This window comes from Kitasatospora nipponensis (assembly GCF_039528135.1).
Classification (GTDB): domain Bacteria; phylum Actinomycetota; class Actinomycetes; order Streptomycetales; family Streptomycetaceae; genus Kitasatospora; species Kitasatospora nipponensis.
Genome location: NZ_BAAALF010001054.1, coordinates 1 through 545, shown reverse-complemented (window position 1 = coordinate 545; position 545 = coordinate 1). Strand labels below are relative to the sequence as shown.

1 protein-coding gene is annotated in these 545 nt (G+C 70.8%); it reads left to right on the top strand.

Annotated features, from left to right (window positions below):
* A partial coding sequence (locus tag ABD323_RS44825; RefSeq protein ID WP_344447703.1) for a rhomboid family intramembrane serine protease occupies positions 1–545 on the top strand: 545 nt, incomplete at both ends.

The window sequence follows — 545 nt, the reverse complement described above, 5'->3', positions numbered from 1 at the left end:
CACACTGGCGCTGCAGAGCGCGGTGCCGCCGCACTGGTCCGAGGCGTACGGGGTGGCCGCCGGCCCGGACGAGTGGTACCGGCTGGTGACGGCGATGTTCGTGCACGGCGGGGTGATGCACCTGGTGATGAACATGGTGTCGCTCTGGGTGCTGGGCCCGCAGTTGGAGCTGGTGCTCGGGCGGCTGCGCTTCGTCGGTCTCTACTTCGCCTCCGGGCTGATGGGCGGGGCCTTCTCGTACCTGTTCGCCGGGGAGAAGCTGAACTCGGTCGGTGCCTCGGGTGCGATCTTCGGGCTGCTCGGGGCGACGGCGGTGCTGTACCGGGTCAGCCGGGTGCCGCTCGGGCCGGTGATCGCGCTGCTGGTCTTCAACCTGGTGATCACCTTCTCGGTGAGCAGGGTGATCGACTGGCGCGCGCACCTGGGCGGGCTGATCGCGGGGGCCGTCACGGGAGTGGGGCTGATGTACGCCCCGCAGGCCAGGCGTGGGCTGGTGCAGGGCCTGACGGTGGTCGCGGTGCTGCTGGCGGCGGTGCTGATCGTGG